The sequence below is a fragment of the Variovorax sp. W1I1 genome, assembly GCF_030815625.1.
Classification (GTDB): Bacteria; Pseudomonadota; Gammaproteobacteria; order Burkholderiales; family Burkholderiaceae_C; genus Variovorax; species Variovorax paradoxus_C.
On sequence record NZ_JAUSWZ010000001.1, the window covers coordinates 3,906,090 to 3,929,676 of the forward strand.

Sequence of the window (23,587 nt, forward strand, 5' to 3'; positions counted from 1 at the left end):
GCGCGTCAGTACTGGTCGCTGTGGCTGTAGCCTTCCAGGTTCTCGAATTTGGTGATCGGCTTCAGGAAGGCGAGCTTGATGGTGCCCGTCGGGCCGTTCCGGTGCTTGCTGATGATCACCTCGGCCACGCCCGGCTCCTTGCTGTTCTTGTCGTAGTAGTCGTCGCGGTAGATGAACATGATGATGTCCGCGTCCTGCTCGATGGCGCCGGACTCGCGCAAGTCGCTCATCATGGGGCGCTTGTCGGTTCGGCTTTCCACGCCGCGGCTGAGCTGCGAGAGCGCGATCACCGGGCACTTGAGCTCCTTGGCGAGCATCTTCAATCCACGCGAGATTTCGCCCACGGCCGTCGCGCGGTTCTCGTCGCCACTCGTGCTGGTCGACATGAGCTGCAGGTAGTCGACCACGATCAGCCCCAGGCGCCCGTACTGGCGCGCAAGCCGGCGCGCATTGGCGCGCAGTTCGCTGGTCGAGAGACCCGGCGTCTCGTCGATGTGCAGCGACACGGTGCGCAGCTTCTCGATGGCTTCGGTCAGGCGCGGCCACTCTTCATCGCTGAGCTTGCCGGTGCGCAAGTGCCCCTGGTCGATGCGGCCGATCGAGCCGACGATACGCACCGCCAGCTGGGACGCGCCCATTTCCATCGAAAACACGGCAACGGGCAGCCCTTCGTTGAGCGCCACGTGCTCGGCGATGTTGATCGCGAGCGAGGTCTTGCCCATCGAGGGACGCGCGGCCAGCACGATCATGTCGCCCGGCTGCAGGCCCGAGGTCATCTTGTCGAAGTCGTGAAAGCCGGTGCGCACGCCCGTGATGTCGTTCGGGTTCTCGGCCATCTCGGTCACGCGATCGAGCAGCTCGACCACCAGGGCGTCCATGCTCTGGAAGCCCTGCTTCATCCGCGAGCCTTCCTCGCCGATGTTGAAGATCTTCTGCTCGGCTTCGTCCAGGATCTTGTCGACCGGCTTGCCCTGCGGGTTGAAGGCGTTGGTCGCGATCTCGTCGCTGGCCGAAACGAGCTTTCGCAGGATCGAGCGCTCGCGCACGATCTCCGCATAGCGCCGGATGTTGCTCGCGCTCGGCACGTACTGCGCGAGCGAGTTCAGGTAGACCAGCCCGCCGATATCGTCGGCCTTGCCCAGGCTCTGCAGCCGCTCGAAGACGGTGATGACGTCGGCCGCCTTGCTGGCATTGATCAGTCCGCCGATGGCGGCGTAGATCAGCTTGTGCTCGTGACGGTAGAAGTCGTCGTCGACGAGCAGGTCGCCCATGCGGTCCCAGGCGCCGTTGTCGAGCAGCAGGCCACCGAGCACGCTCGATTCGGCCTCGATGGAGTGAGGCGGAATGCGCAGTTGGGCGATCTGGCGGTCGGCCGACGGATTGCCGTCGGAGTAGGAGAAAACGGCGGACATGGGACCTTGGAAGTGAACGGGGCATGCTACGCGCGGGGCAATGGCAGCGCCATGCATAACGCTGTGAACGTGCTGTGCAAAACCCTGTGGACAGTCACTGAATAAAACGGGAAAACAAAAAACAAAAGCCGCCCGAAGGCGGCTTCTGCGGCAGCGCACGAGGCGCCGCGAACGATCAGGCGGTTTCGCCGTAGACCGTGACGGTGATCTCGACGACCACGTCGGTGTGCAGCGCAACGGCCACGGTGCTGTCGCCGACGACCTTGATCGGGCCGTTGGGCAGGCGCACTTGCGACTTGGCAACCTTGTAGCCTTGCTTGCCCAGTTCTTCGGCGATGTCGCCGTTGGTGACCGAGCCGAACAGGCGGCCGTCGACGCCGGCCTTTTGCGTCAGCTTGACGGTCGTGCCGCCGAGCTTTTCGCCTTGCGCTTGCATTTCAGCCAGCTTGGCGGCCGCAGCCTTTTCGAGTTCGACGCGCTTGGCTTCGAATTCGGCCTTGTTGGCAGCGGTGGCGCGGCGAGCGCGGCCCGACGGGATCAGGAAGTTGCGTGCGTAACCGTCCTTGACCTTGACGATTTCGCCGAGGGTGCCGAGGTTGACGACCTTGTCCAGAAGAATGACTTGCATGGTGTCGGCTCCTTAGACGCGGTGTTGGTCGCTGTACGGGACCATGGCCAGGAAGCGCGCGCGCTTGATGGCGGTGTTGAGCTGGCGCTGGTAGATCGCGCGCGTGCCGGTCAGGCGTGCGGGGATGATCTTGCCGTTTTCGCTGATGAAGTCACGCAGCGTGTCGATGTCCTTGTAGTCGATTTCCTCGACGCCAGCGACGGTGAAACGGCAGAAGCGCTTGCGCTTGAACAGCAGCGACTGGGTGTTGCGCTTCGGGCGCTTGTCTTTGTTGAATTTCTTGAACGTGGCCATTTGGGGACCTCTTGTCGAAAATTAATCTTGCTGAAAATCCTGGATGTGCAGGACCGGATGCTTGCCGTTGCCCGGTGTCGCGAGAAACCCCTGAAAACGCCAGAGACTTCCCATCGACTGTCTTGCGAGCCGTTCGGCGATGGCGCCGAAGGCGACGGCCTTGAGGGCCGTCTTCACCTGCCGGGGTTTGCCTGCTTCATCGAGCGTGGACTCGTGTTCGAGTCGAAGGTCGATGGCGGGCAGGCCGGCGGGTGTGTATCGCAGGGCTCCGAGTTCGGCAACCGAGGCGGTCAGCAGCAGCTGATTGACACCGGTTGCCAGAGCGGCAGCAGTCACGCCATCAGTTGTTGTTGGCGGCGTATTCGGCCTGCTGGGCCTTGCGGGCTTCTTCGCGCTCGACCGTCTTCATCATCGACGAAGGACCGGTTTCGGCCTTCTTCTTCTGAACGGTGAGGTGACGCAGCACGGCATCGTTGAACTTGAACGCGTGTTCCAGTTCGCCCATCACGGTTTGCTCGGCTTCGATGTTGACGCACAGGTAGTGCGCCTTGTTGAGCTTGTTGATCTGGTAAGCCAGCTGACGGCGGCCCCAGTCTTCAACGCGATGGACCTTGCCACCGCCGGCCGTGATCAGGCCCTTGTAGCGCTCCAGCATGGCCGGAACTTGCTCGCTCTGATCCGGGTGGATCAGCAAAATGATTTCGTAGTGACGCATGGCACTCCTTGTGGATTCTTCCGAAGAAGAGGAAAAGCCACCTGCAGCGTCGGGCGCAGTGTGGCAAGGCAAAGCCGGCGATTATAGCCCTGGAATTGACAATCCGGCAAGGCACCTCAGTCGTTGAGGGCCTTGTCCAGAGCGGCGGCCTTCTCAGCGCCGACCGCGGCCCGGATCTTGGGCGCCAGCGCCAGCAGGTCTTCGTAACTCGTCGCGCCCTCGACCTGCAGGTTGAGCCGGAACCCCATCAGGCCCAGGCCGCCAGTGAGCTGGATGGCGATGGGGTAAGCGTCCTTGTAGCGCTGCTGCTTGCTGCGGCCCGAAGCGCCAGCCGCGGGTAGTGCGGCCGGAGTGACCGGCTTCGCCACCTCGGCGGGAGCACTGCCATCCGCCGGCTCCAGAAGCCCCAGCGCAACCATGTGGTCGATGTCCTCCCGGACGATGCCCATGCCGTTGGCGAGCACCTCGTCGACCGTGCGCTTGCCGTCGAAAAGAATGAACGCCGAGCGCTGGCGCGGCGTCATGGGAACCGAGCGGTCCTTCAAGGCCTGATGGCCCGCTGGCGTCTTCACAAGAATCATGTTGGTCTTCCCCTTCCGGGATACGCCCGTGAGTCTCAGAAGTCTGGCATCAAATACGCAATTTGTTTCAAAAACACCCACGCCTCGCGGGATTCCCCCCATGGGGATTTCCGCAATCCGGCGCGACGGCCGAGCTCAGCGCTTGGCGAGCTGCTGCCAGGTGTCGATCACGCTGTCGGGGTTGAGAGAGATCGATTCGATCCCCTCTTCCGCCAGCCAGAGCGCGAAGTCCGGATGGTCGCTGGGCCCCTGGCCGCAGATGCCGACGTACTTGCCTTCGGCCTTGCAGGCCTTGATGACACGGCTCAGCAGCGCCTTGATGGCCGGATCGCGCTCGTCGAAGTCGGCGGCCAGCAGCTCGAGCCCCGAATCGCGGTCCAGGCCCAGCGTGAGCTGAGTCAGGTCGTTCGATCCGATCGAGAAGCCGTCGAAGTACTTCAGGAACTCTTCCGGCAGGATCGCGTTGCTCGGCACCTCGCACATCATGATCAGCTTGAGATCGTTCTCGCCGCGCTTCAAGCCATGCTCGCCCAGCAGCGAGGTCACGCGCTCGGCCTGGCCCAGGGTGCGCACGAAGGGCACCATGATCTGCACGTTCACCAGGCCCATGTCGTTGCGCACGCGCTTGAGCGCCTCGCACTCCATCGCGAAGGCCTCGCCGAAATCGGCGCTCAGGTAGCGCGCCGCGCCGCGGAAGCCCAGCATCGGGTTCTCTTCTTCCGGCTCGTAGCGGCTGCCGCCGATCAGCTTGCGGTACTCGTTCGACTTGAAGTCCGAAAGGCGCACGATGACCTTCTTCGGCCAGAACGCCGCCGCGATGGTCGCGATGCCTTCAGCCACCTTGTCGACGTAGAAGGCGCGCGGCGAAGCGTGCCCGCGGGCCACCGACTCCACGGCCTTCTTCAGGTCGTTGTCGACGTTCGGGTAGTCGAGGATCGCCTTCGGATGCACGCCGATGTTGTTGTTGATGATGAACTCGAGGCGGGCCAGGCCCACGCCGTGGTTCGGCAGTTGCGCGAAGTCGAAAGCGAGCTGCGGGTTGCCCACGTTCATCATCAGTTGGATGTCGATTTCCGGCATCACGCCGCGCTGCACTTCCGTCACTTCGGTTTCGAGCAGGCCGTCGTAGATGAAGCCGGTGTCGCCTTCGGCGCAGCTCACGGTGACCAGCGTGCCGTCCTTCAGGAGGTCGGTCGCGTCGCCGCAGCCGACCACGGCCGGAATACCAAGTTCGCGCGCGATGATGGCCGCGTGGCAGGTGCGCCCGCCGCGGTTGGTGACGATGGCAGCGGCACGCTTCATCACCGGTTCCCAGTTGGGGTCGGTCATGTCGGTGACGAGCACGTCGCCGGCCTGCACCTTGTCCATTTCGCTGATGTTGTGCACCAGGCGCACGGGGCCGGTGCCGATCTTCTGGCCGATGGCACGGCCTTCGGCGAGCACTGCGCCCTTGCCCAGCAGCTTGTAGCGCTGCTCGGCCTTGCCCTGCTGCTGGCTCTTCACCGTCTCGGGGCGCGCCTGCAGGATGTAGAGGTGGCCGTCGGTGCCGTCCTTGCCCCACTCGATGTCCATCGGACGGCCGTAGTGTTCCTCGATGACCAGTGCGTACTTGGCCAGTTGTTCGACGTCGGCGTCGCTCAGTGAGTAGCGGTTGCGCTGCTCGGCCTTGACGTCGGTGGTCTTCACCAGCTTGCCGCTGGCCTTTTTCTCTTCGGGCGTGGCGAACTCCATCTGGATCAGCTTGGAGCCGAGGTTGCGGCGGATCACCGCGCGCTTGCCGGCGCGCAGCGTCGGCTTGTGCACGTAGAACTCGTCGGGGTTCACGGCGCCCTGCACCACCGTTTCGCCGAGGCCGTAGCTCGAGGTGATAAACACCACCTGGTCGAAGCCCGATTCGGTGTCGATGGTGAACATCACGCCGGCGGCGCCGAGGTCGGAGCGCACCATGCGCTGCACGCCGGCCGAGAGCGCGACCACGTCGTGCTCAAAGCCCTTGTGCACGCGGTAGCTGATGGCGCGGTCGTTGTAGAGGGAGGCGAACACCTCCTTCATCTTGTGCAGCACGTCGTCGATGCCGACCACGTTCAGGAAGGTTTCCTGCTGGCCCGCGAACGAGGCGTCGGGCAGGTCTTCGGCAGTGGCCGACGAACGCACGGCGAACGAGGCTTCCGGGTTGCCGGCGCTCAGCGTGGCGAAGGCCTCGCCGATGGCTTTCTGCAGGTCAGCCGGAAAAGGCTGGGACTCGACCATGGCGCGGATCTCGGCACCGGCCGTGGCCAGGGCGCGCACGTCTTCGGTGTCGAGCGCCGCGAGGCGCTTGCTGATCTTGTCGGCCAGGCCGTCGTGGGCCAGGAACTGGCGGAAGGCGTGGGCCGTGGTCGCGAAACCGGTCGGCACCCGCACGCCCTGGGGCAGTTGCGAGATCATTTCGCCGAGGCTGGCGTTCTTGCCGCCAACCGCCTCGACGTCGGTCATTCTCAGGTTTTCAAACGGTACGACCAGGGCGGTCGCGTCGAAAAGTGCAGACATGGGGAAGCTCCAGAAGTTGAAACCGGTGCTGCATGCAGGCGGCGCGGCACGATCGTTGTCGTTGCTTTGGGTGCGGAAGCGGCCTGCATGAGAAGAATGGGGGGTTGGGAAAGCGGATTCCCGATAATGGACCGGATTGTAGGCGTGGCAAGGTCGCCCGCGCCGCAGGACAAGGCCGCAAGAGCAACACCATGCAGACACGCACTGTTTTCTTCATTTCCGACGGCACCGGCATCACCGCCGAGACTTTCGGCAACGCCGTGCTCGCCCAGTTCGAGATGAAGCCGCGCCACGTGCGGCTGCCTTTCACTGACACGGTCGACAAGGCGCACCAGGCGGTGCGGCATATCAACCACACGGCCGAACTCGAGGGCGTGCGGCCCATCGTCTTCACCACGCTGGCCAACATGGACGTGCTGGAAGTGATCGAAACCGGTTGCAAAGGCATGCTGCTGGACATGTTCGGCACCTTCGTGCGGCCGCTGGAAATCGAGCTGGCGGTGAAGTCCAACCACCGCATCGGCCGCTTCAGCGACGTGAGCAAGAGCAAGGAATACAACGCCCGCATCGCCGCGATCGACTTCAGCCTGGCGCACGACGACGGCCAGAGCAACCGTGACCTGCAGGGCGCCGACGTGATCCTGGTCGGCGTGAGCCGCAGCGGCAAGACGCCCACCTCGCTCTACCTGGCGATGCAGCACGGCTTGAAGGCGGCCAACTACCCGCTGATCCCCGAGGACTTCGACCGCCGCCAGCTACCGCCGGCGCTGATGCCGCACCGCAAGAAGATCTTTGGCCTGACGATCCAGCCCGAGCGCCTGAGCGAGATCCGCAACGAGCGACGGCCCGACTCGCGCTACGCGAGCCTGGAGAACTGCCGCCACGAGGTGAGCGAAGCCGAAGCGATGATGCGGCGCGCCGGCATCCGTTGGCTCTCGACCACCACCAAGTCGATCGAGGAAATCGCGACGACGATCCTGCAGGAGTTGCGGCCGGAGAGGCTGACGTACTGAGCATGACCCGTCCTGAATTGCGTTGACACCCAAATAGCCGGCCTCAGCCGACCACGGACGCCCGATGCACAGCATCGGGCGTTTGCATTTTGAGCGACAGATGGGGCCGCTCGTGGTTGTAGATCTGCACGGACTCGGCACCAGTCGTCTGGCCTGAGCCAGGTCAGTTGGCTGGCTCAGCAGGAATTCGGTCTTGAGGATGCCATTGATGCGCTCGGCCAGTGCGTTCTGGTAGCAGTCGTAGCCGTCGGTCATCGAGCACTTCAGGCCATGGCGGCGATGCAGCGCCTGATAGTAGTTCGAGCAGTATTGGATGCCGCGATCAGAGTGATGCACGGGTTGCTCGCGCGTCTTTCGCTCGCGCAGCGCCATCTTCAGGGCCCGCGCCACCTCCTCCGTCTGCAGGCTGGCATGGACGTGCCAGCCCACGATCTTGCGGGAATGCGCATCGGTGACCAAGCTGAGGTAGACCACCTTGTCGACCGTGGCCAGGTACGTGATGTCGGCCACCCAAAGCTGCTCGCTGCGCGTGACGCGAATCTGCGTAGGCCCCGCTTTGACCAGGTTCGGGTGGCGGCGAAAGCGATGATGGCTGTCCGTCGTCTTGTGGTACGCCCGGCGGTTCGCCACAAGCAGGCGCGCGTTGCGCAGCACGTCGAACATCGCATCACGCCCCAATTCGATGTCTTGGCGCTGCAACGGCTCACGCAGCAGGTAGTGCAGCTTGCGCGTACCCAGTCTCGGCTGGCGCATGCGCTGTTCCTTGACCAACTGCACCACCGCTTCGGCGCGTTCGTGGCGCCGGGTGGCCCTGTGCTGGCCCTGGTAGTACGCCTGACGGCTGATGCCCATGTGGTGGCAGGCCCGCGTCACGCTCAGCCCTTGGACGAGGCCTTGCGCGAGGACTTGCCCGAAGGCTTTTTTACGACACGCACGCCGTGATCCTTCTTCAGGACCTCCAGCACCGCTTCGAACAACCGGGCCTTCTCCTGCGCCATGGCAAGTTGCGTTTCCAATTCCTTGATCCGCTGTTCTGGCGTCCGTGCAATGGCTGTCTTGTCGATCGGCATAGCCGCCGATGATGCCGCACGACCCCACCCCTGGCGACCGTGCTTGCGCAGCCAGTTCAACACTGTCGAGTTGCCCTGGATCCCATAGCGACTCTGCGCTTGGCCCCAGGTCAGCTCCCCTTTTTCCACTTGCTCGACGACAGCCAATTTGAAGGCCATCGTGTAGTCACGCTGCGTTCTCTTGACGCCTGTGCCCATTGCGCTTTTTCCTTTCACTGATGAAAGGTGTCAACGCTGGGCAGGACGGGTCAGCAGGCAAAAAAAGGGCTACCTGATCGGTAGCCCTTTTGGAGTTTGTCGCTCGGCCGCCAAAGCCCGAGCTGCGTTGCTCGATCAGGCGGCAGCTGGAGCCGAAGTGCGGATCAGGTGATCGAACGCGCCGAGCGCCGCCTTCGCGCCGTCGCCGGCCGCGATGATGATCTGCTTGAACGGCACGGTCGTCACGTCACCCGCAGCAAACACGCCCGGCACCGAGGTCTGGCCGCGCGCATCCACGATGATCTCGCCGTGCTTCGTGAGCTCGACCACGCCCTTGAGCCAGTCGGTGTTGGGCACGAGGCCGATCTGGATGAACACGCCTTCGAGCTCGACCTTCTTCAGTTCGCCCGACGCGCGGTCCTTGTAGACCAGGCCGTTGACCTTCTGGTCGCCGGTGATCTCGGTGGTCTGCGCGTTGGTGAACACGTCGACGTTCTTCAGGCTGTGGAGCTTGCGCTGCAACACTGCGTCGGCACGCAATGCGGTGTCGAACTCGATCAGCGTGACGTGGCCCACGATGCCGGCCAGGTCAATTGCCGCTTCGACGCCCGAGTTGCCGCCGCCGATGACCGCGACGCGCTTGCCTTTGAAGAGTGGGCCGTCGCAGTGCGGGCAGTAGGCCACGCCCTTGTTCTTGAACTCGTGCTCGCCGGGCACGTTGATGTTGCGCCAGCGCGCACCGGTGGAGATGATGAGCGACTTGGCTTTGAGCGAGGCGCCGCTTTCCAGTTGCACTTCGATCAGGTCGTTGCCGGGCACCAGGGCCTTCGCACGTTGCAGATTCATGATGTCGACGTCGTAGTCGCGCACATGCTCTTCGAGTGCATGGGCAAACTTCGGTCCTTCGGTTTCCTTGATCGAGATGAAGTTCTCGATGCCCAGCGTGTCGAGCACCTGGCCACCGAAGCGCTCCGATGCCACGCCGGTACGGATGCCCTTGCGCGCGGCGTACACGGCGGCGGCCGCGCCAGCGGGGCCGCCACCGACGATCAGCACATCGAACGGGTCCTTGGCGGCGATCTTCGCGGCTTCGCGCTCGACGCCGCTGGTGTCGATCTTCGCGAGGATTTCTTCCAGGCTCATGCGGCCTTGGCCGAATTCGGTGCCGTTCAGGAAGACGGTCGGCACGGCCAGGATCTGGCGTTCCTTCACTTCGTCCTGGAAGGTGCCGCCTTCGATCATCGTGGTGCGGATGCGCGGGTTCTGGACCGCCATCAGGTTCAGCGCCTGAACGACGTCGGGGCAGTTGTGGCAGGTGAGCGAGACGTAGATTTCGAACTCGAAATCGCCGTCGAGCGCCTTGATCTGGTCGAGCACGGCCTGCTCGACCTTGGGCGGGTAGCCGCCGATCTGCAGCAGCGCAAGGATCAGCGAAGTGAATTCATGGCCCATCGGCAGGCCGGCGAAGCGCGGGCCGTGGTTCTCGCTCGGACGATTGATCGAGAACGAGGGCTTGCGGTGGTTGTCGTCGCGGCTCTCGGTCAGCTTGACCAGCGGCGAGGACTCGGCGACGTCCTTGAGCAGCGACAGCATCTCGCCCGAGGCCTTGCTGTCGTCGAGCGAAGCGACGATCTCGATCGGCTGCGTGGCGCGTTCGAGGTAACTCTTCAATTGGGCTTTGGTGCTGGCGTCGAGCATGGCGAACTCACTTTCGATAACTGAAAACTATCAACTGGGGACAAAAAAGCCCGGGGCCTCGTGAGCGCCCGGGCTTTCGCACGGGAGCGCTTAGATCTTGCCGACGAGGTCGAACGACGGAGCGATGGTCTTGTCGCCTTCGTTCCACTTGGCCGGGCAGACTTCGTTCGGGTGAGCGGCGGTGTAGACGGCGGCCTTCAGCTTGCGCAGCGTTTCCTTCACGTCGCGGGCGATTTCGTTAGAGTGCACTTCGGCGGTCTTGATGATGCCGTCAGGGTTGATCACGAAGGTGCCGCGCAGTGCCAGGCCTTCTTCGGGGATGTGCACGCCGAAAGCGTTGGTCAGCGTGTGGGTCGGGTCGCCGACCAGGGGGAACTTGGCCTTGCCGACGGCCGGCGACGTGTCGTGCCAGACCTTGTGCGAGAAGTGCGTGTCGGTGGTCACGATGTAGACCTCGGCGCCCAGTTTCTGGAACTCGGGGTAGTTGTCGGCCGCGTCTTCGACTTCGGTCGGGCAGTTGAAGGTGAAGGCCGCCGGCATGAAGATCAGCACGGACCACTTGCCCTTGAGCGTCTCGTCGGACACATCGATGAACTTGCCGTTGAGGTAGGCCTGGGTCTTGAAGGGAAGGACTTGGGTGTTGATCAGGGACATGGGTGATTCCTTGGATGCTGCGGGTGGACAAAAAAAGTGCGAGCCATGAGTATAACTACCAATATATAGTCTTCAATAGATATCAACTATTAAAAGTATTGGAGCTTGCTATGTTTGCGATGGGCCGGATGCAGCTTTCGGCAAGCCTCAATACGAACGTGTATCACCATCACACGCATGCAGACCGGCGCAGCATGGGATTGCTTGCAAGCACGCATCGGCCCCTCTGACAATCACCGCTTTCAGAACAAGGAAAAATCATGAAGGGCGACCCCAAGGTCATCGAACATCTGCAGGCGCAGCTCAAGAACGAGCTCACCGCAATCAACCAGTATTTCCTGCACTACCGCATGCTCAAGCACTGGGGTCTGGACAAGCTGGCCAAGAAGGAATACGAGGAATCGATCGGCGAAATGAAGCACGCCGACAAGCTGATGGACCGCATCTTCATGCTCGACGGCCTGCCCAATCTGCAGGATCTCGGCAAGCTGAACATCGGTGAAGACGTGCCCGAACTGCTGCGCTGCGACCTCGGCGCCGAAACGGGCGCGCAAGCCACCATCAAGGACGGCATCCAGCATTGCGAATCGGTGCGCGACTATGTCTCGCGCGACCTGCTGCAAGAAATCCTGGACGACACGGAAGAGCACATCGACTTCCTCGAAACCCAGATCGACCTGATCGACCGCGTCGGCCTGCAGAACTACCTGCAATCGCAAATGGGCGAGCTCGAATAAGAGCGATCTTTCGACCTCATGCAACGGGACTTCGGTCCCGTTTTTTATTGCTTTACGTAACTTAACGACTGTCAAATAGCAGTCATTCTCATCTGCACGGATAGAATCCGCGCCTTCGATGACTGCCGCCGCCCGCCCCGACAACCGCCGCCGTGCCTACTGGCTCAAGACCCTGCACGAATGGCACTGGGTGAGTTCGGCGATCTGCCTCATCGGCATGATCCTGTTCAGCGTCACGGGCTTCACCCTCAACCACGCAGGGCAGATCGAGGCCAAGCCCGCCATCACGAAGCTGAACGGCACGATCGACGAGCCGCTGCGCGCCCGCCTCGAACGGCAACTGCCCGCCGCCAAAGCACAAAAAGGCAAGGCGCCCCTGCCCGCCGAGCTGCAAGGCTGGGTCCGGAAGAACTGGGACGTCAGCACGGCTGGCCACGATGCCGAATGGTCCGATGACGAAATCTATCTCTCGCTCCCCCGCCCCGGCGGCGACGCCTGGCTGCGCCTGAGCCTGGCCGACGGCGAGATCGAATACGAGCGCACCGACCGCGGCTGGCTCTCCTATTTCAACGACCTGCACAAGGGCCGCAACACCGGCACCGCCTGGAGCTGGTTCATCGACATCTTCGCGGGCGCCGCGCTGGTCTTTTCGATCACCGGGCTGTTCATTCTCAAGATGCACGCGGGCAACCGGCCGTTCACCTGGCCGATGGTGGGCATGGGCCTGGTCGTGCCGGTGCTGCTCGCGCTGCTGTTCATTCATTGATCTTCGATTCAGGAAAAAGAGGTTTCCCGTGCACGTTCGCTACTCACTCGCGCCAATCGCCATGTCGGCGCTGCTCGCAACCCCGGCTTTCGCGGCGAGCCTCGCCGTCAACATCGAGATTCCCCGGCTGAACGTTTCCGAGTACCACCGCCCCTATGTGGCGACCTGGATCGAGCGCGCGGACAACACGGTCGCCGGCACCCTCGCCGTCTGGTACGACGTGCGCACCAAGACGAACAACCCCGAAGGCGAAGGCACAAAGTGGCTCAAGGACATGCGCCAGTGGTGGCGCCGGGGCGGCCGCGAACTCGCGGTGCCGGTCGATGGCGTGACCGGCGCGACCAAGCCTGCCGGCAAGCATCAACTGAACTTCACTGAAGGCTCTGCAGCGATGCCAAAGCTCGCACCCGGCGCCTACAAGCTGGTCGTCGAAGCGGCGCGTGAAGTCGGCGGCCGCGAGGTCGTGAGTATTCCGTTCCAGTGGCCGCCCACCGCGGCGGCACAGCCGACCGCAACGGGCAAGGAAGAGCTCGGCGAGATCAAGCTCGAACTCAAGCCCTGATCGACGACGAACCGCCCTTCTCCGCAAGCTTCATCCATCAAGGCCCCCCCATGACCCTCTCCATCCTGCGCGCCACCGGCCTCGCCATCGCCCTGTCGGCCATTGCTTCCGCTTCCATGGCGCACAACGCCTGGCTGCTGCCCTCGTCCACCGTGTTTTCCAAGGCCGACACCGTGTCCGTCGATGCCGCCGTGTCGAACGACCTGTTCGTCGCGAACCACGCGCCGCTGCGGCTCGAAGGCCTGCAGATCACCGCACCCGATGGCAGCAACGTCAAACCCGAGAGCGAGGCCAAGCTCAAGCTGCGCAACGTGTTCGACGTGAGCGTGGCGCAGCCGGGCACGTACCGCATCGCCGTGGTCAACGGGGGCGCCTTCGCGAGCTGGAAGGACAAGGCCACGGGCCAGAACAAGCGCGCACGCGGCACGGCCGAGACCATCGGCAAGGAAATTCCGGCCGATGCGCAGGACGTCGCCATCACGCAGTCGTCGGGCCGCATCGAGACCTTCGTGACGGTCGGCAAGCCCTCGGCGCTCAAGCCGATCGGCCAGGGTCTGGAATTGATCGTCGCGGGCAGCCCGACCGACTTGGTCAAGGGCGAAAAAGCCAGCTTCACGCTGAACCTCGACGGCCAGCCCGCGAAGGACCTCGAAGTGACGGTCACCGCCGGCAACACGCAGTACCGCGACAAGCTCGAAGAGATCAAGCTCAAGACCGACGACAAGGGCCAGTTCAGCGTGACATGGCCGACCGCCGGCATGTATTGGCTGGACGCCAGCACCAAGGACACCAAGACCACCGTGCCGCAAGCCAAGGAACGCCGCCTGACCTACGCGGCCACGCTTGAAGTGATGCCCTGATCCCTGAGACGGCGCTCCCTTGGGACTTTCGTTCAGCACCTGGCGTGCAGGCGGTTACGCCAACGCGGCCGTCCCGCGTCGCGCCGACCCTGCCCGCCTGCAGCAACTGGGCGGGCAGACGATGGGCACGACCTGGTCGCTTCGCTTCGACAACCCGCGGATGCTTCCGCTGGAACACGTGCGCAAAGCGGTCGATGCGGCGCTTGCGCGGGTCATCGCGCAGATGAGCCACTGGGAGCCGGCGTCGGACATCAGCCGCTTCAACGTTGCGCCTGCGGGCTCGCGGCACGCGCTGCCCGAGGAGTTCGCCGAGGTGATGCGCTGCGCCCTTCACTGGGCGCGCGTCAGCGGAGGCGCGATCGATCCGACTGTCGGTCCGCTGGTGGCTTGCTGGGGCTTCGGCCCTGACGCGGAAGAGAGCGGCTTGCCCTCACCCGAAGCCATCGCCGGCCTGCGCACGCACACGGGTTGGCAGCAGCTGGAATTCGACGAAGCACACGACACCCTGCTGCAGCCGGGGAACGTCGCGCTCGATCTCTCGGGCATCGCCAAGGGTTTCGCGGTCGATCACGGCGTCGAGGCATTGCGCGGGCTAGCCCTCACCGACCTGCTGTTCGAGATCGGCGGCGAACTGCGCGGCATCGGTCGCCGTCCGGATGGGCAGCCGTGGCGGGTGATGGTCGATGGCGAATCGCCCGCCCCGCAGCGCATTGCGCTGGCCGACATGGCCATCGCCACATCAGGCGACCGCTGGCACCGCCGCGAGCACGAGGGACGCCGCTGGTCGCACACCATCGATCCGCGCAATGGCGAACCGGTCGTGCACCCGCTGGCGAGCGTCACGGTGCTGCATGCGCAGTGCATGCAGGCCGATGCGCTGGCCACCGTGCTGACCGTGCTGGGGCCGGACGACGGCCTCGCCTTCGCAGAGCGCCACGAGATCGCGGCCATGTTCATCGCCCACGACGACTTGGTTCCGCGAGCCACGCGCGCCTGGATCGCGCAGAACGGAGCATGACCGAGGCGATGTTGCGCACGCTGGGCGCGGGCGCCACGGCGACGGCCTATGCGGCGCTGTGCCTTGCCATCTACGCGCGGCAGCGACGACAACACACCGCGGCAGTCCGTGAAGCGGCAGCGCTGTCGACCGACGGCGGAACGCCGCCGACCCTCGTGCTGTTCGCCAGCCAGACCGGCCAGGCAGAGACGATCGCCTGGCAGACGGCGCGGCAGCTGCGTGCGGCGGGGACGCCAGTGCGCGTGATGGAGCTCAACGCCCTTGACGCCGCCACGCTCAGCGCCGCCGACCACGCGCTCTTCGTGGCCAGCACGTATGGCGAAGGCGATGCGCCCGATGGCGCCAGCGTGTTCGCGGAGCGGGTGATGGATTCACCTGTCGCCTTGTCTTCGCTTCGCTATGCCGTGCTGGCGCTCGGAGACCGCCAGTACAAGAACTTCTGCGGCTTCGGTCGCGCACTCGATGCGTGGCTGCATGCGGCCGGAGCCAGGCGCGATTTCGAATGCATCGAGGTCGACAACAGCGACCCTGCCGCACTGGCCGATTGGCAGGCTCGGTGGGGCGACGTTGCCGCCGATCAGGAAGATCCGGCCGACGCATTCGCGCCGTGGCGACTCACGACGCGCGAGCTGCTGAACGCCGGCAGCGCCGGTGCGCCGGTCTTCCAGCTGGGTCTGGTGCCGCAGTCGGGAGCGATGCCTCACTGGGCTTCAGGCGACCTGGTACAGATCGCCGTTGCAAGCGACCCAGCGCGGCCTCGCGACTATTCGATCGCGTCGCTGCCCGCCGATGGCGAACTGCAGTTATTGGTGCGCCAGGAACAGCATCCCGATGGCACGCTCGGCACCGCATCGGGCCTGCTCACCTCGACGCTCACGCTTGGAGATTCGGTGGCACTGCGCCTGCGACCACATCGCACCTTCCGCCTCGACGGTAATGAAACGCGGCCGCTGATCCTCATCGGCAATGGCACCGGGCTGGCCGGCCTTCGCGCTCATCTGCGCGCCCGTGCGGCAGCAGGCCGCAACGACAACTGGCTGGTGTTCGGCGAACGGCAGGCTGCTCATGACTTCCTCTGCCGCGAGGAAATCGAGGCTTGGCAGTCTTTCGGTGTGCTGCAGCGGCTCGACATGGTGTTCTCGCGCGATCAACCCGAACGCCTCTACGTGCAGCACCGGCTGCTGCAATCGGCCGACCAACTGCGCACATGGCTGGACAACGGCGCGGCCGTTTACGTTTGCGGGAGCCTGCAGGGCATGGCGTCGGGCGTGGATGCCGCCTTGAAGCAGATTGCCGGCCCTGCACGCTGGGCGGAGTTGTCGGTCGCCGGACGATATCGCCGCGACGTCTATTGACCTTCGAGCGGACTCGCAAGCGGGTCAGTTGCTTACTGACAACAGTGCGGCAAAACTTATGGCTTAAGTTTGCAAATGTCTCTCAAAGGTTAATGAGAAACACTATTATTCGCATCGCTTTGCGCTCCAGCGCAAATTGACTCACCCAGCCAGTCCAGCGGTTTTCTCACTCTGAAAGCGTGCGTGCGGACATCGCCAGTCGAGTCCTTCAGTTCGCCGCCCCTTTTCGGAGAAAACTACATGGCCTACATCAAGAGCCGCAAACACGCCGTCGCGCGCGCCGTTCCCCACCTCTCCGGCGCTGCCGCCGCAACGCTGATGGCCATTGCGGCCCCCGCCGCCTTTGCGCAGGCAAACAGCGCACTGCCCGAAGTTCGCGTGCAGGACTCCGCAGGCGTCGACTACAAGACCGACACGTCGGCCAACCCCAAGTTCACGGCACCGCTGCTGAACACGCCGCAAACCGTGCAGGTCATCAAGGAACAGGTCATCCGCGAACAAGGCGCGACGACGCTGACCGAGGCGCTGCGCAACACGCCCGGCGTGGGCACCTTCTTCCTCGGGGAGAACGGCAACACGAACACCGGCGACGCCGTCTTCATGCGCGGCTTCGACAGCTCCAGCAGCATCTTCGTGGACGGCATCCGCGACCTCGGCTCGATCTCGCGCGACGTGTTCAACATCGAGCAGGTCGAAGTCGTGAAGGGTCCGTCGGGTACCGACGTCGGCCGCACCTCGCCTACCGGCTACATCAACCTCGTGACCAAAAAGCCGAAGCTCGAAGACAGCTTCCTCGGCTCGATCGGCTTCGGCAGCGCCGACTACAAGCGCGGCAGCATCGACTGGAACAAGTCGCTCAGCAGCGCCAACGGCATCGGCGCGGCATTCCGCCTGAACGCGGTGACGGAAGACTCGGGCGTTGCCGGCCGCGACTTCGTGAAGAACAAGCACACGGCCATCGCGCCATCGATCGCACTCGGCCTGAACTCGCCCACGCGCTTCTACTTCGACTACCTGCACGTCGACCAGGACAACGTCCCCGACGGCGGCGTGCCGACCATCGGCCTGCCCAGCTACTCGAACCCCGATCCGACGGCGCTCGGCGCACGTCGCCGCAGCTTCCTGAACTACGCTGCACCGGTCGATTCGAAGAACTTCTACGGCACGTCGTACGACTTCAACAAGGTCACGGCGGACATGTTCACCGCGCGCGTCGAGCACGACTTCACGCCCGACGTCACGCTGCGCAACACCACGCGCTACGGCAAGACGAAGCAGGACTACATGCTGACGTCGTTCATGCTTGGCGGCCTGGGCACCAACGGCAACCCGCCTCCCTCCGCCAATACGGCATTCCTCAGCACGCCGATCCCGGGCCTTCCCTCCAGTTGGGCAGTCACGCGCAATTCGCCAACCAGCAAGAACCAGGAAAACACGATTTTCGTCAACCAGACGAACGTGACCGCCAAGTTCGGCACCGGAAGCGTGAGCCACTCGCTGAGCGCAGGCGTGGAGCTGATCCGCGAAGAACAGTCGAACCTGGGCTACTTCGCTCCAGGCGCGCTGTTCAACGGCAAAGCGATCCAGAACGGCGCGTGGCCGGCTGCGAACCTCTACGCACCGAACCCCTACGTCAACGGCTACAGCCGCATCCAGAGCGGCGCCGACAGCAAGGGCGTGACCAACACGGTCGGCCTCTATGCCTTCGACACGGTCAAGCTCAACGAGCAGTGGCAGATCACGGGCGGCCTGCGCTTCGACCACTACAACACGTCGTTCCAGGGCTCGACGCTGTCGACCGCAACGACCAACCCTGGCCTGCCGGTCGGCACGCTCGTGCCCTCGTCGCTCAAGCTCTCGGACAACCTGTTCACCGGCAAGATCGGCGTGGTCTACAAGCCCGTGAAGAACGGCAGCATCTACGCTGCCTACGGCACGTCGGCCCAGCCTCCGGGCGGCGCGAACTTCTCGCTGTCGGCAGCCGGCTCGGGCAACAGCGCCGCCCGCACCGACTTCCTGCCGCAGAAGGCCAAGACCTTCGAAATCGGCACGAAGTGGGACGTGATGAACGACAAGCTGTCGCTGACCGGCGCGATCTATCGCACCGACGTGACCAATGAAGTGGTGCAGGACCCGACCAACACCTCGGTCTATTACCAGAGCGGCAAGAAGCGCGTTCAGGGCATCGAACTGGGCCTGGCGGGCAGCATCACCGAACGCTGGGGCGTGACGGCCGGGTTCACGACGATGGACACCAAGGTCCAGAGCGGTCCCAACGTCACCGCCGACGGCACCAACGTGCTGGTCTACACGCCGAAGAACGCCTTCACGGCCTGGACCACCTACCAGTTCCCGTTCGGCCTGACCATCGGCGGCGGCGCGCGCTACAACGGCAAGCTGCACCGCGGCACCGACGGCGCGGTGGGTACGCCGGCCTATATCGACGCGTACTGGGTGTTCGACGCCATGGCGTCCTACCGCATCAACAAGAACGTCGACATCCAGTTGAACGTCTCCAACTTGTTTGACAAGCAGTACGCAGCAGCCATCAACAAGAGCGGCTACCGCTACACGCCGGGCACGCCCCGCTCGGCAAAGATCACCGCGAACTTCGCGTTCTGATCCTTGTTGCCTGCCGGGTCCGCCCGGCGTGGTGCGAAACTCGAGCCCCGGCCCCGTGCCGGGGCTTTTCTCTTTGCGGAGTGCCTGAAAAATGATGCTGCATGTGCCCGACGTCTTGAGTCCCGCCCAGGTGCGCGACATGCGCGCCGCGCTGGATGGGACGAACTGGATCGATGGCCGCGAGACGGTTGGCGCGCAAGGCGCGCAGGTCAAGCGCAACCGGCAATTGCCGGAGTCATCGGCTGTCGGGCGCGAACTCGGGGCCACGGTGCTTGCTGCGCTGGCGCGTCATTCGCTTTTCTTTTCGGCCGCCCTGCCCTCGCGGTTTGTTCCGCCGCTCTTCAATCGCTATGAAGGGGGCGAGCACTACGGCGTCCACATCGACGGAGCGGTGCGCGCGCTGTCCGGAGGTGGCCAGCAACTGCGCACCGACCTGTCCTGCACGCTGTTCCTGTGCGATCCGGAAGACTACGACGGCGGCGAGCTCGAGGTGATAGACACCTATGGCTCGCACGAAGTGAAGCTGCCGGCCGGCGACCTCATTCTTTATCCGGCAAGCAGCCTGCACCGCGTTCACCCCGTGACGCGCGGGGCGCGGGTTTGCTCGTTCTTCTGGCTCCAGAGCATGGTGCGCAACGACCAGCAGCGCAGCATGCTGTTCGAGCTCGACCAGAACATCCAGAAATTGCGCGCCCGGCTGGGCGAATGCGAAGAGACGGTGGCGCTGACGGGCCACTATCACAACCTATTGCGGCTCTGGTCGGAGGTATAGCGGGCGCCGGAGAGTCGTCGATAAGCCCAGTAACACCATAGTTATTGCAAATGCGATGGATTCTTATTTATAATCGAGCAACCAACAGCCAGCCAACTGCCCGCTTCACAGCCATGATCGTTTGCGTCTGCCATCGAGTTTCTGACCGTGAAATCGCACGCCATGTGCGAGCCGGCATGACTTTTGACGAAGTGCAATTCGAGCTGGGCGTGGCCACACAATGTGGCCAATGTGAAGGATGTGCGCGCGATATCGTCGCGCAATGCAGCGCTTCGCATCCGACCGCCGCGTTGAATCGCGAATCGGGTCCGAGGGCGATCCAGCTTGCCAACTCCATTACGGAAAGCAAGGCATGGAACTCGTCTCGGCACTCGGCGGCAGCCTGATCCTGGTCGCAGGGTCGGTCTGGTGGATTTTTCGCAAGTAACGTCGTAGCGGTTTTGCTGCAATCGGGGCACGTTTTGGCGTGCCCGCACTCGAATGGTTGATCGTGTCTGACCGCTTTGCCCCTCCCCCCTCGGTTTTTGGCCTCTCGCGCAATGTCGTCATTGCGAGCGGTGTCATCGTGTTTCACGCGGCTGCGCTCTGGGCGCTGCAAAGCGGGTTGCTGCGGCGCGCTGCCGAAGTGGTGATTCCGGTCGAAATCATGAGCCAGTTCGTCGAGCCGCCGAAACCCAAGGTGGAGCCGCCCCCGCCGCCGCCGCCACCACCGAAGGTGGCCAAGGCGCCGCCTCCTCCGCGGCCGCAAGCCATCCGCGAACCCAGGCCCACGCCAGCTCCGCAGGCGCCCGCGGGCACCACGGAACCTCCTCCTCCGCCAGCGCCGCCGGCCGCACCGACACCGCCAGCTCCTCCCGCGTTGCCGCCGGCCCCCCCGGCTCCGCCCGCGGTGCAACTGCCCTCGAGCAACGCCGACTACCTGCAGAACCCCAAGGCCGTCTACCCCGCGATGAGCAAGCGGCTCGGCGAACAGGGCAAGGTGATCGTCAAGGTGCTCGTCGGCGTCGATGGGCTTCCCAAGAGTGCCGAGGTCAAGAAATCCAGCGGCTTCGACCGCCTGGACGAGGCCGCCATCGAATACATCATGAAATGCCGGTTCGTGCCCGGCAAGGTCAACGGCGTGGTTCAGGCCATGTCCTATGACGCACCCGTCAACTACGTCTTGAACTAATTTTTCTCTGGAGCAACTTCGTATGGATTCCCAATTTGGCTTGATGAACGTCTGGAATCAGGGCGATTTCGTCACCAAGGCCGTCGCGGTGCTGTTGATCGGCATGTCGCTCGCGTCGTGGATCGTGATCATCGTCAAGGCCCTCGACGTCATCAAGTACAAGCGCCTGGCCAAGAATTCGCAGGATTTCTGGCACAGCGAAGACTTCGCCACCGCCCTGAACAAGCTCGGCAAGGACGACAGCAACCCCTTCCGCGCGTTGGCGCTCGAAGGCCGCGAGGCGGCAGCCCACCACCGCAACACCAAGGCCCACCTGCACGATGCGCTCGACGTGAGCGACTGGATCACGCGAGCCCTCCGCAACGGCATCGACGCATTCACCGCACGCCTTCAAACCGGCCTGGCCATCCTGGCATCGGTGGGCTCAACGGCGCCATTTATCGGCCTCTTCGGCACGGTCTGGGGCATCTACCACGCACTGATGAGCATCGGCTCGGCCGGCCAGGCCACCATCGACAAGGTGGCGGGTCCGATCGGCGAGGCGCTGATCATGACGGCGTTGGGCCTCGCAGTGGCGATTCCCGCGGTGCTCGGCTACAACGCGCTGGTTCGCGGCAACAAGTTCGTGCTGACCAAGCTCAACAGCTTCGCCCACGACCTGCATGCCTACTTCGTGACCGGCGCCCGCGTGCAAAGCGGTAGCGGCGACGCGATCGTGGTTCCGCTCAAGAAGGGCTGAACGCCATGGCTTTCGGAACACAAGACGAACCCGATGAGGTGATGAACGAGATCAACATGACGCCGCTGGTCGACGTCATGCTGGTGCTCCTGATCATCTTCATCATTACCGTGCCGGTGATGAAGCACGCGGTCAACATCGACCTGCCGCGCGCCAGCAGCGAGCCTGAGCAGCCCAAGCCGCAGAACATCCTGTTCAGCGTCACGGCCGACGGCAGCTACTACTGGAACGAGCAGAAGATCGACGACAGCGAGCTGCCCAACCGCCTTGCCGCCGAAGCCGCCAAGGAACCGCAGCCCGAACTGCACATCCGTGGCGATAAGGCCGTGCGCTACGAGCGCGTGGCCAAGGCCATGTCGGAAGCGCGGGAAGCCGGCGTCAGGAAGATCGGCTTCATCACCGAACCCGACGCGAAGTGAACTGAATTCGAAGCGTGTGAAAAAAATCAATCTTCGCGATTGACTTCTTGTTGAGAATCATTATCATTCACTCATCGCTTCGATAAGGGAACCTCAAATGCCAGCCACACCGAATGCCTTCACTGTTCTGAACCATCCTTCGCTCGACCAATCGGGTGGCGGTCATGCGTCGATCCAGGCATCGCGTCCGGTGCCAATGGTCGAAAGCACGGAGCTTCTCAAAGGAAGCAAAACCGTTGGCATCATGCACAACGGTTCGCTCTACCGGCTCCAGGCCACCAAACTCGGCAAGCTGATCCTGACCAAGTAAATAAGTCGCTCAGCCCGCCCTTCGCGCAAGTTTCATCGTGGGGCGACTCAAGGAGATTTATCTCCGAAGGGTCGTTTTTTGCTAGCCAACGGTTCGCCGACTAGCCAAGCTTTTTTTCACGCTGAACGCTCCAAAGAAAACGCCGACCTTGAAGTCGGCGTTTTGCTTTGTGCGGAGAGAAAAGACTCAGAGGCCGATTGCGGCAATGCCCGCCTTGGCAATCTGCGCGTCTTCGTTTGACTTCACGCCGCTCACGCCGACTGCGCCGATGACCTGGCCGTCCTTCACGATCGGCACGCCGCCTTCGAGCAGGCCCTGGACAGCAGGCGCCGTCAAAAACGCCGTGCGGCCGCCGTTGATGATGTCTTCATAGACCTTGCTCTCGCGGCGGCCCATGGCGGCCGTGTGCGCCTTGGCGGGAGCGATGTGCGACGACAACGCCGCGGCACCGTCCAGGCGCTGCAGCCAGAGCAGGTTGCCAGCATCGTCCGAGATGGCGATGGTCACGGCCCAGTTGTTCTTGAGAGCCTCGGCTTCGGCCGCTGCGGCGATGGCCTTGACGTCGGCGAGTTCGAGGAATGATTTGGTCTTCATGTTGAGCTCAGGTTGCGTAAAAACCCGACAGCATAACGGCCGCCCGCCTCGAAACCACCTGGGCGCTTAAGAACAACCTGGATACGGTCTTTCAGTCGCCCTCCTCTTGCAGACACCTAGAATGCGCCCAACTGCGCAGCAGCAACCACAGGAGCTTCGGCCATGAACGACCGCGTCACCACCCTCGACACTTCCACAGGCTACGGCCAGACGTTGCCGCAGGCGGAGCGCCAACGCGTCCTGCGCAATACCTATTGGCTGCTGGCATTGAGCCTGCTGCCCACCGTGCTGGGCGCCTGGCTCGGCGTGAGCACCGGCCTCACGCGCTCGCTCACCGGCGGACTCGGCCTGATCGTCTTCATGGGCGGCGCATTCGGCTTCATGTTCGCCATCGAGAAAACCAAGAACTCGGCAGCCGGCGTGCCGGTGCTTTTGGCCTTCACCTTCTTCATGGGCCTGATGCTGTCGCGCCTGATCGCGATGGTGCTCGGCTTCAAGAACGGCTCCGAACTCGTCATGACGGCCTTCGGCGGCACGGCGGGCGTGTTCTTCGTCATGGCCTCGCTGGCCACCTTCATCAAGCGCGATCTGTCGGGCATGGGCAAGTTCCTGTTCGTCGGCGCGATGGTGCTGATGTTCGGCGCGATCATCAACGTGTTCGTCGGCTCGACCACGGGCATGCTGGTCATCTCGGTGGCCGCCATCGGCATCTTCTCGGCTTACATGCTCTATGACCTGAAGCAGATCATGGACGGCGGCGAGACAAACTACATCACCGCCACGCTGGCCTTGTACCTGGACCTGTTCAATGTGTTCCAGAGCCTGCTGGCCCTGCTGGGCATCTTCGGCGGCGAACGCGACTGAGCGAGC

At 63.6% G+C, this 23,587-nt stretch carries 25 protein-coding genes and 1 pseudogene; 15 read left to right on the forward strand and 11 right to left on the reverse strand.

Annotation, left to right across the window (positions count from 1 at the left end):
- Positions 1 to 5: 5 nt before the first annotated feature.
- The 7 genes from dnaB to ppsA form a co-directional block, all read right to left on the reverse strand.
- Positions 6 to 1,412: a replicative DNA helicase gene (gene dnaB, locus QFZ83_RS18260; protein ID WP_307508768.1), complete on the reverse strand. Its 1,407-nt coding sequence runs from the start codon at positions 1,410 to 1,412 to the stop codon at positions 6 to 8.
- Between the two features lie 175 nt (positions 1,413 to 1,587).
- Positions 1,588 to 2,040 (reverse strand): 50S ribosomal protein L9, encoded by a 453-nt coding sequence (gene rplI / locus QFZ83_RS18265; protein ID WP_013540525.1) that lies wholly within the window; start codon positions 2,038 to 2,040, stop codon positions 1,588 to 1,590.
- Positions 2,041 to 2,052: 12 nt separating this feature from the next.
- Positions 2,053 to 2,334, reverse strand: coding sequence for a 30S ribosomal protein S18 (gene rpsR / locus QFZ83_RS18270; protein ID WP_007830781.1), 282 nt, complete (start codon positions 2,332 to 2,334; stop codon positions 2,053 to 2,055).
- 21 nt (positions 2,335 to 2,355) lie between these two features.
- Positions 2,356 to 2,670: a primosomal replication protein N gene (gene priB, locus QFZ83_RS18275; RefSeq protein WP_013540524.1), complete on the reverse strand. Its 315-nt coding sequence runs from the start codon at positions 2,668 to 2,670 to the stop codon at positions 2,356 to 2,358.
- Between the two features lie 4 nt (positions 2,671 to 2,674).
- The gene (rpsF, locus tag QFZ83_RS18280) at positions 2,675 to 3,049 is read right to left on the reverse strand and encodes a 30S ribosomal protein S6 (protein WP_019655917.1); all 375 of its coding nucleotides are present in this window, start codon (positions 3,047 to 3,049) and stop codon (positions 2,675 to 2,677) included.
- Positions 3,050 to 3,165: 116 nt separating this feature from the next.
- Positions 3,166 to 3,630 carry a hypothetical protein gene (locus QFZ83_RS18285; RefSeq protein ID WP_307508770.1) on the reverse strand — a complete coding sequence of 155 codons (465 nt, stop codon included), beginning with the start codon at positions 3,628 to 3,630 and terminating at the stop codon, positions 3,166 to 3,168.
- A gap of 135 nt (positions 3,631 to 3,765) precedes the next feature.
- Positions 3,766 to 6,159: a phosphoenolpyruvate synthase gene (gene ppsA, locus QFZ83_RS18290; protein ID WP_307508773.1), complete on the reverse strand. Its 2,394-nt coding sequence runs from the start codon at positions 6,157 to 6,159 to the stop codon at positions 3,766 to 3,768.
- Positions 6,160 to 6,350: 191 nt separating this feature from the next.
- Here ppsA and QFZ83_RS18295 point away from each other — a divergent pair, with 191 nt between their 5' ends.
- Positions 6,351 to 7,172 carry a pyruvate, water dikinase regulatory protein gene (locus tag QFZ83_RS18295; RefSeq protein ID WP_306877557.1) on the forward strand — a complete coding sequence of 274 codons (822 nt, stop codon included), beginning with the start codon at positions 6,351 to 6,353 and terminating at the stop codon, positions 7,170 to 7,172.
- Positions 7,173 to 7,215: 43 nt separating this feature from the next.
- Here the strand turns inward: QFZ83_RS18295 and QFZ83_RS18300 are convergent.
- The 3 genes and pseudogenes from QFZ83_RS18300 to ahpC form a co-directional block, all read right to left on the reverse strand.
- Positions 7,216 to 8,440: pseudogene (locus QFZ83_RS18300) on the reverse strand (IS3 family transposase).
- Positions 8,441 to 8,575: 135 nt separating this feature from the next.
- Positions 8,576 to 10,138, reverse strand: a complete 1,563-nt coding sequence (ahpF, locus tag QFZ83_RS18305) for an alkyl hydroperoxide reductase subunit F (RefSeq protein WP_307508775.1) — start codon at positions 10,136 to 10,138, stop codon at positions 8,576 to 8,578.
- A 90-nt stretch (positions 10,139 to 10,228) separates the two neighbouring features.
- On the reverse strand, positions 10,229 to 10,792 hold the full coding sequence (gene ahpC / locus QFZ83_RS18310; RefSeq protein WP_013540513.1) for an alkyl hydroperoxide reductase subunit C: 564 nt from the start codon (positions 10,790 to 10,792) through the stop codon (positions 10,229 to 10,231).
- Positions 10,793 to 11,052: 260 nt separating this feature from the next.
- Between ahpC and bfr the strand changes: the two genes are divergently transcribed.
- The 13 genes from bfr (at position 11,053) to hemP (ending at position 22,123) form a co-directional block, all read left to right on the forward strand.
- Positions 11,053 to 11,529, forward strand: a complete 477-nt coding sequence (bfr, locus tag QFZ83_RS18315) for a bacterioferritin (protein WP_013540512.1) — start codon at positions 11,053 to 11,055, stop codon at positions 11,527 to 11,529.
- Positions 11,530 to 11,647: 118 nt separating this feature from the next.
- Positions 11,648 to 12,295 carry a PepSY-associated TM helix domain-containing protein gene (locus QFZ83_RS18320; RefSeq protein WP_307508777.1) on the forward strand — a complete coding sequence of 216 codons (648 nt, stop codon included), beginning with the start codon at positions 11,648 to 11,650 and terminating at the stop codon, positions 12,293 to 12,295.
- Positions 12,296 to 12,356: 61 nt separating this feature from the next.
- Entirely contained in the window at positions 12,357 to 12,857 is a 501-nt protein-coding gene (locus tag QFZ83_RS18325; protein ID WP_307512754.1) for a DUF2271 domain-containing protein, read from the forward strand.
- A 50-nt stretch (positions 12,858 to 12,907) separates the two neighbouring features.
- Complete coding sequence (locus QFZ83_RS18330; RefSeq protein WP_307508779.1) at positions 12,908 to 13,717, forward strand: DUF4198 domain-containing protein; 810 nt, start codon at positions 12,908 to 12,910, stop codon at positions 13,715 to 13,717.
- Positions 13,718 to 13,736: 19 nt separating this feature from the next.
- On the forward strand, positions 13,737 to 14,735 hold the full coding sequence (locus tag QFZ83_RS18335; protein ID WP_307508781.1) for an FAD:protein FMN transferase: 999 nt from the start codon (positions 13,737 to 13,739) through the stop codon (positions 14,733 to 14,735).
- Positions 14,732 to 16,090, forward strand: a complete 1,359-nt coding sequence (locus QFZ83_RS18340; protein ID WP_307508782.1) for a sulfite reductase subunit alpha — start codon at positions 14,732 to 14,734, stop codon at positions 16,088 to 16,090. The genes QFZ83_RS18335 and QFZ83_RS18340 overlap by 4 nt, the downstream gene beginning before the upstream one ends.
- A gap of 240 nt (positions 16,091 to 16,330) precedes the next feature.
- On the forward strand, positions 16,331 to 18,712 hold the full coding sequence (locus tag QFZ83_RS18345; protein ID WP_307508785.1) for a catecholate siderophore receptor Fiu: 2,382 nt from the start codon (positions 16,331 to 16,333) through the stop codon (positions 18,710 to 18,712).
- Between the two features lie 91 nt (positions 18,713 to 18,803).
- Positions 18,804 to 19,484, forward strand: coding sequence for a Fe2+-dependent dioxygenase (locus tag QFZ83_RS18350; RefSeq protein WP_307508787.1), 681 nt, complete (start codon positions 18,804 to 18,806; stop codon positions 19,482 to 19,484).
- 113 nt (positions 19,485 to 19,597) lie between these two features.
- Positions 19,598 to 19,870 carry a bacterioferritin-associated ferredoxin gene (locus QFZ83_RS18355; protein ID WP_013540504.1) on the forward strand — a complete coding sequence of 91 codons (273 nt, stop codon included), beginning with the start codon at positions 19,598 to 19,600 and terminating at the stop codon, positions 19,868 to 19,870.
- A 101-nt stretch (positions 19,871 to 19,971) separates the two neighbouring features.
- Entirely contained in the window at positions 19,972 to 20,655 is a 684-nt protein-coding gene (locus QFZ83_RS18360) for an energy transducer TonB (RefSeq protein WP_373424067.1), read from the forward strand.
- Positions 20,656 to 20,677: 22 nt separating this feature from the next.
- Positions 20,678 to 21,394, forward strand: coding sequence for a MotA/TolQ/ExbB proton channel family protein (locus QFZ83_RS18365; RefSeq protein WP_176658475.1), 717 nt, complete (start codon positions 20,678 to 20,680; stop codon positions 21,392 to 21,394).
- 5 nt (positions 21,395 to 21,399) lie between these two features.
- Entirely contained in the window at positions 21,400 to 21,813 is a 414-nt protein-coding gene (locus tag QFZ83_RS18370; protein ID WP_013540501.1) for a biopolymer transporter ExbD, read from the forward strand.
- A 97-nt stretch (positions 21,814 to 21,910) separates the two neighbouring features.
- Positions 21,911 to 22,123: a hemin uptake protein HemP gene (hemP, locus tag QFZ83_RS18375; RefSeq protein ID WP_013540500.1), complete on the forward strand. Its 213-nt coding sequence runs from the start codon at positions 21,911 to 21,913 to the stop codon at positions 22,121 to 22,123.
- 186 nt (positions 22,124 to 22,309) lie between these two features.
- Here hemP and QFZ83_RS18380 read toward each other — a convergent pair whose 3' ends face one another.
- Complete coding sequence (locus QFZ83_RS18380) at positions 22,310 to 22,717, reverse strand: heme-binding protein (protein ID WP_013540499.1); 408 nt, start codon at positions 22,715 to 22,717, stop codon at positions 22,310 to 22,312.
- Between the two features lie 162 nt (positions 22,718 to 22,879).
- Between QFZ83_RS18380 and QFZ83_RS18385 the strand changes: the two genes are divergently transcribed.
- Positions 22,880 to 23,581 (forward strand): Bax inhibitor-1/YccA family protein, encoded by a 702-nt coding sequence (locus tag QFZ83_RS18385; protein ID WP_306877572.1) that lies wholly within the window; start codon positions 22,880 to 22,882, stop codon positions 23,579 to 23,581.
- The last annotated feature ends 6 nt before the right edge of the window (positions 23,582 to 23,587 follow it).